We start from the raw sequence: 6,685 nt of genomic DNA, 5'->3' as shown, positions 1-6,685 counted from the left end.
TTGAATTAATTTTAAATTCTGAAAAATATATTGAAAATGGAATTGTCTCTGATTTGGTAGGCAAAGGCAATCACACTTATGGAGATAAAGACATCCCATATGAACTGGAACAGAGAATTTTAACTTATGAAGGAGACCTGATTGATAAAAGCACCTATTATAGAGATTTACAAGAATATGATATTTCATCCCACGATTTGCGTTTTACCTATGCCAGAGACACTTATGAAGAGAAAATTTCGCAAGGACTTTCAGAGCAAGAAGCAAAATTTTTTGTCAGTGAAGAGTTGAACCATAAGCGAGAGAGCATAACAGATTATTATTTATCTAGAACTTGATTTTTCAAGTTTTTGGGACTTTTATATTATCTCTATATATCTATCTTAATTCTATTTATTCTCCACCTTTTTTTGCCTCGTTCTATCAGCACAGATTTAAAGTCAAACAAACTTACAGATACTTTTTTATTGTTAAAGGCAAAAAGTTCTTATACTCAGTCAAGTTCCAAGTATCAGAAAATCTCTTTGAAATCCTTCCAGTGCTGATAGAACTTGCCCTATTCCACATCAGGAAATAAAAATTCTATCAGCGATAGAGCAGTTTGTGCTTGAACTTCAAACTGCGTAGTCATATATGTCGGGACGGGGCCATTATCCAAACTTCAAATTTCTTTTCATACTACACTTGCTGGTCTAAGTCCCCTCTATGAAACGTCAAACAACCACACCGGGCATACCTTAGGAGAATCGTTCCGCATTCCTTCCTCACTCCTATCAAGTCAGTCTCTTATCTTCCTACACCATAATAATTAAAAAATTATCTTAGGCTTGAGAAGCACCGTATTTTCCAATACGGGAGGATTTTTACTGGTTTCTTGGCGAGAGACACTTAACAATAAAACCGATTAAAATGAAACAAACCCTAAAATAGAGGGAAGTTTGTTTCTCTCTCGCACCACTTCTAAAAATCTTCAAAAAAAGCTATTTTTCAACCTGAAGCACATCAGGATTTTTTATAGTTTAGAAAGTATAGATCCATTTTTAAAAAAAATCCTGTGAGTGGAAATAATTATGTAAAAGATTAAAATTTTAGAGTTCTCACAGGCAAAATAATCTATAATTTTCTAAGTCTAAATTAAGCGTAGAATTGACAACTTTAAGGTTTGTCTAATTTTATGGAATTTCGGAAAGTCCGTGGTTTATGGGATGTCTTTAATTTTAGGAACCTATCCCCCCCCCGCCACCATCTTTCTTAAAATTTCCCCCAATTTAATTTCATAAAATAAAATTGTTTTAGTAACATTTTTATATTCATTGTTGTGATATAATCATCCAATAGCCGTTCCTAAAGGAATACAGATGGATATGGTATTAGCACTTGTAGTATTGCCGATTTTGGCAGCATTCTTATTACTGATACTCCCTGATCGAAGGGCTCAATACACCGTTGCCGTAGCGGTTTTATTCATCCTCAGCGTTGTCTCTTTTTCCCTTTTTAATGCCGTTGAGATGTTGACGTTTCACCTTTCTCATACGATAAAAGGTGCGATTGTTGCCGCGGATGTCGTGCTGCTTCTTTTCTTTTTTTATCAAGGTAAGCTCTTTAACCATCCCAAAGTGATGGCGCTTGCAGCTGTACAGTTAGTATTGTATGGATACATCGAATCTATTGCCCCTGAAGCGGGATCGGCTGAGATTGTGGTGGATAGCCTCTCGAAGTTTATGTTTTTGATTATCAACGGGGTAGGGGGAATCATCGTCCTCTATTCGGTGAAATATATGGAGGATGAGCCGACCTCTCCTCTCAAAAAGCGTCTTTTCGTCGGTGGATTGCTGGTGTTTCTCTCGGTGATGAATTTGATCGTTATCGCCAATTCGATTCTCCTCTTTTTCTTCCTTTTCGAAATGACGACTCTCGCCTCGTATCTGCTGATCGCTTTTAGAAATGATGAGGTGAGTCGTGCCAATGCCCTCAAAGCCCTCTGGATGAATCAGATCGGGGGGGTGGTGATTTTACTCGGTGCATTGGTCGCGATCATCGGGTTTAAGAGCGTGATGTTTGATACATTATTGCAAAATTCGGGGGGGATGGTGTTGTTCGCTATCGCACTCCTCTCGATGGCGGCGCTCGTCAAGGGGGCTTCGATCCCGTTCGAGGGGTGGTTACTGGGGGCAATGGTGGCACCCACACCCGTGAGCGCGATGCTCCATTCGGCGGCGATGGTTAAAATCGCCCCCTATCTGATCCTAAAGCTTGCCCCTGCGTTAGCGATGAGCATTGTTGGGGGGTTGATCTCGATCATCGGGGCGTTGGTGTTCGTGAGCGCTTCGTATCTGGCACTCTCACGCTCGGTGCTCAAAGAGATTTTGGGATACTCCACCGTGGCGTTGTTGGGGCTGATGATGGCGTTGGCGGCTATCGGAACACAGGAAAGTATGAACCTCGCCATGGCATTGATGCTCTTTCATGCCCTTTCCAAAGCGTTGCTGTTTCTCTCGGCAGGGGTGTTGGAGCGTCTTCATCACGCCAAAGATATTGAGGATATGAAAGGGATGGTGACCCGTTCGCCCAAAACCGTGGGTTTTATCCTCTTTGGGTTTGTCTCGTTGACCCTCCCGCCGTTTGGTTTGTTTATGGGGAAACTCTTTGCGATTAGCTCTATCGCCTCACTGCTCAAAGAGCACCCCTCCAATTTGATCATCCTCCTCTCCTTGATCGTCGGAAGTGCATTGATGGTGTTGCTCTATTTTAAAGTGGCGTCGGCACTTCTCTCTGCCCCTTGCGATGTTGAAGCTTCCGAGACAATTGCGATTCCGAGTGGTTTTAATGTGCCGTTGGTGTTGCTGAGTTTTTTTATTGTGATCGGGGCGCTTGGCTACATTATGATGCAACACAATATCTTCGTCGTACTGTTGGCATTACCGATGCTCTTTGTGTTTGCCCTCCCATCCCTGATTCGTCGGATGGATCGGTATGATCGCTCACAACCGTATCATTGCGGTGAAAAAGAGCCGTTTGATGCGGCGTTAGTTTATTATGAACCCTCTAACAAAGTCCAGTTGCTTCTCTATTGGGGTTTTGGAATTCTCTTTGTCGCCGTAGCGATAGTAGGAGCATTGTCATGATTTGGGTATGGATAGCTTTGGCTCCGATTTTAGGAGGATTGGTCTATGGGGGAGAGCGGATATTGCGAGCTCGGATGCAGCGGCGTCAGGGACCTCCGATCTTACAACCGTTTTACGATATGTTTAAACTCCTCGATAAGCGGACGCTGATCGTCCACGCTCCTCATGCTCTCCTTGCAGTTGCCCACTTCTTTGTTTTATGGTTTACTATTGCGGCGATCTTTTTGGGATGGAATCTCCTCTATATCATTTTTCTCCACCTCTTTGCTCAACTGCTCCTCATTTTAGCGGGATACAGCGTTCGCTCCGTCTATTCGCATATCGGATCAAACCGTGAACTGCTGATGGTGGTGGCGTATGAGCCGATACTGATTTTGGTGGCGGTGGGATTGTATCTGGTGAGCGGAAGTTTCGAGGTTTCACAGATCCTCAAAGCTGGCGGCTACCTGACGCAGTTACCGTTGTTGTTTGCCGCATTGCTGATGATTGTCCCGATCAAAGTAAAAAAATCCCCCTTTGATGTCGGTGAAGCCCATCAGGAGATTGTCGGCGGGGTCGAGATCGAGTACAGCGGAGTGTTTTACGAGTTTTTGTATATGTCGCGGTTTCTCGAATATATCTTTATCTACAGTTTTATTTACCTCTTCGGTGGGGAGTCCCATTGGCTTGGGGCAGTATTGGTTGCGGGGGTCTTTTTGCTCGTTAATCTCGTCGATAATGCGACTGCCCGTGTGAGACCTGCGCAGATGGTGAAAATCATCTACACCGTCGCTATGGCTCTGGCGGTACTCAATTTCGCGGGGGTGCTCCTATGAAATTTTTTAGCTCCTTTAGGAAAAAATCACCGTGGGTATTGCACTACAATGCGGGGAGCTGTAACGGCTGTGACATCGAAATCCTCGCCTCCCTCGCCCCCAAATACGATCTGGAACGTTTCGGGGTGATCAATACGGGTAATCCGAAGCAGTCCGATATTTTCCTCGTGACGGGGCCGGTGACCTATCGTTCCCGTGAGCGTCTCGTCGAGCTCTACTCCCAAATCCCCGAACCCAAAGTGGTCGTGGCGGTTGGATCGTGCACGGCGACGGGTGGGGTGTTTCGGGGGATGTACAACGTCGAAGACGGGATCGATCGTTATATCCCCGTCGATGTCTATGTCCCCGGATGTGCCGCATCGCCGCAGCTTATTATCGATGCGATAGTTAAAGCTCTGGAAGTGCTCGAAGCGAAAAGCAAAGAGATCGAAAAACCGTTTAAACTCTTCGGTGCAATAGAGACGATACATAATAAACTCAGCCGCCTCAATATGGCAACAAAGGTGGAACCTCATGCGAAAGATTGAAACGACACTCACGACGCTCTTAAGCGACATCGGAGCGTTTTACGAAGCAAAAAAATGGCATTTTTTGAGTGTCAACGGGATCGATTTGGGGGATGGGAAAATTGAGCTTCAATGGATTTTTTCCCAATACGGGGTGAAAGATGAGATTGTCATCTATTATGCTCTGAGCGATTACGAAACTCCCGTTCCCTCGATTGTCACTCTGATCCCCTCCGCATTTATGGGGGAGAGGGAAATCGTTGATATGTTCGGGCTTAAAGTGGAAGGTGCGGAGAGAGGGCTTTATCTCGATGAGGATTCATTGCCGCATCCGCTTCGGGGGGAATCATGAAAAAAACGATCCAAATCCCTTTGGGGTCACAGCATATCTCTTTGTTGGAGCCGATACGGTTTAAATTCGAGTGTGAGAATGAGAAGATCATCGGGGTCGATGCCGATGTCGGATTTGTCCATCGCGGGGTGGAGCTGGCATGTACCCGCAGTTTCGAGTTCAAACAGGTGGGGTATGTCGTCGCCCGTGTCTGCGGTCTCTGCGCTATCACCCACTCCCTCTCCTATACTCTCGCCGCCGAGAAGCTGTTGGGATACGTCGCCAATGATCGGATTAAATATCTGCGGATGCTCATGGTGGAGTTAGACCGTATCCACTCACACATGCTCTGTCTCGCCCATACGGCGGAGAATGCAGGATTTGAAGCTCTCTTTATGCAGATTATGGGGGATCGGGAACTGATCATGGACGTTCAAGAAGCGATCAGCGGGAACCGTGTCCAGTTTGATTATATCTCCATCGGCGGGGTGAACCGTGATCTGACCCCTGAACTGGTGGCATTGATCCATAAAAACCTCGGATTGTTGTCGGAGAAAATTGATGAACTGATCGGATTGTTTGATAACAACTGGTCACTCTCGCTCAAATACAAAGGGGTAGGGGTGCTGAGTCTGGAAGATGCGTATACCTACAATGCGCTGGGACCGTTGGCGCGTGCGGCAGGATTGGCAACTGATGTTCGCGCCGAAACGAGTGATTTTCCGTATGAGGACATAGGATACAAGATGATTCTTGAATCTACGGGGGATATTTATGCTCGTAATTTTGTCCGTTTACGGGAGATTGTGAACTCGATAGAAATGTGCCAAAATATCGTGAATAACCTCCCAGTAGGAGAGATTCAGGAGAAGGCAAAAGGGAAACCAAACGGCGAAGCGGTGGTTCGCGTCGAAGCGCCGCGCGGGGAGCTTTTTTATCTGGTGCGGGGGAGCGGTCAGAATATGCTGGATCGTGTTCGGATCAAAACTCCGACCTTTTCGGCGATTCCGGCGATGATGGAGGTGTTTAAAGGAAGCGAGTATGCCGATGCCCCTGCCATCCTCGCCTCGTTCGATCCGTGTATGTCGTGTACGGCGAAATAGGAGGCTCAGATGTTTAAATCGATGATCGAGGCATTTTTGAACCTTTTTAGACCGATCCGAACGCACCAATATCCCGCCGAAGAGATTGTTTTACCGAGCGGGTATCGGGGGTTGATCGAATACGGGATAGATGCGTGTATCTTTTGTGATAAATGCGAGAAGGTGTGTCCTCCGGGAGCGATCCTCTTTTTTCAGAATGAAGATGGGACGAAAACGTATCGCTATAACCCGTGGCTCTGCATCTACTGCGGCGAATGTGTCCGTGCCTGCCCGAAACCGCAAGAGGCGTTGTGGCAAAGCGAGACAAAACAACTCAGTGCGCTAAAAGAAGAGGGGGCGAATGAGGGGTGGTTCGTCTGGGAAGAGGCATGCAAACAAAGCCGTGAGGCGTACGCGGCCGCGAAAAAATCGGCTAAAATTCAAAACAAGAGTGAGGAGTAACGTATGCGCATTGTTATCGTAGGAGGCGGGATCGCCGCTGTGTATATTGCCAATACCCTTATGGAGAGTGCTCCTGAGTCTGAGATACTCATTGTCTCTGATGAAAAACACCCTCCGTATGATCGTATCCATCTGTGTAAGTTGGTAGAAGACTGCACATGTGTTGATTCGATTGAGCTGGAACTGCACCCGAAAGTGAAACTGGAACTGGATCAAAAAATCATCTCGATTGATCCCGCTCAAAAACGGGTTTTCAGTGAACATGCCGCATTTCACTATGATAAACTGATCATTGCGACGGGTTCGGTTCCTAAATCGCTGTTTGATATTTCACACATCGAGAATGCGGCAACTTTCCGTTCTC

Annotated in this window: 8 protein-coding genes; all 8 read left to right on the top strand. The window is 46.1% G+C overall.

The window, feature by feature from the left end:
- Positions 1 to 338 (top strand): hypothetical protein (locus VFW36_RS09465; RefSeq protein WP_414720287.1); only part of this gene is annotated, 338 nt, incomplete at its 5' end.
- A 1,020-nt stretch (positions 339 to 1,358) separates the two neighbouring features.
- Positions 1,359 to 3,125, top strand: coding sequence for a proton-conducting transporter membrane subunit (locus VFW36_RS09460; protein WP_329658567.1), 1,767 nt, complete (start codon positions 1,359 to 1,361; stop codon positions 3,123 to 3,125).
- On the top strand, positions 3,122 to 3,940 hold the full coding sequence (locus tag VFW36_RS09455; RefSeq protein WP_329658566.1) for a complex I subunit 1 family protein: 819 nt from the start codon (positions 3,122 to 3,124) through the stop codon (positions 3,938 to 3,940). Before VFW36_RS09460 ends, VFW36_RS09455 begins: the two co-directional genes overlap by 4 nt.
- A complete protein-coding gene (locus VFW36_RS09450; protein ID WP_329658565.1) occupies positions 3,937 to 4,467 on the top strand; it encodes an NADH-quinone oxidoreductase subunit NuoB in 531 nt (176 codons plus the stop codon). Before VFW36_RS09455 ends, VFW36_RS09450 begins: the two co-directional genes overlap by 4 nt.
- Complete coding sequence (locus tag VFW36_RS09445; RefSeq protein WP_329658564.1) at positions 4,454 to 4,798, top strand: NADH-quinone oxidoreductase subunit C; 345 nt, start codon at positions 4,454 to 4,456, stop codon at positions 4,796 to 4,798. Before VFW36_RS09450 ends, VFW36_RS09445 begins: the two co-directional genes overlap by 14 nt.
- Complete coding sequence (locus VFW36_RS09440; protein ID WP_329658563.1) at positions 4,795 to 5,880, top strand: nickel-dependent hydrogenase large subunit; 1,086 nt, start codon at positions 4,795 to 4,797, stop codon at positions 5,878 to 5,880. The genes VFW36_RS09445 and VFW36_RS09440 overlap by 4 nt, the downstream gene beginning before the upstream one ends.
- A gap of 9 nt (positions 5,881 to 5,889) precedes the next feature.
- On the top strand, positions 5,890 to 6,321 hold the full coding sequence (locus tag VFW36_RS09435) for a 4Fe-4S dicluster domain-containing protein (protein ID WP_329658562.1): 432 nt from the start codon (positions 5,890 to 5,892) through the stop codon (positions 6,319 to 6,321).
- Positions 6,322 to 6,324: 3 nt separating this feature from the next.
- Positions 6,325 to 6,685, top strand: a 361-nt coding sequence (locus tag VFW36_RS09430; RefSeq protein WP_329658561.1) for an FAD-dependent oxidoreductase, incomplete at its 3' end; no start/stop codon positions are given.

Source organism: Sulfuricurvum sp., assembly GCF_036279695.1.
In the GTDB taxonomy this organism is placed as follows: Bacteria; Campylobacterota; Campylobacteria; order Campylobacterales; family Sulfurimonadaceae; genus Sulfuricurvum.
The sequence above is the reverse complement of the archived record's forward strand: the minus strand, read 5'-3'. Positions and strand labels throughout refer to the sequence as shown.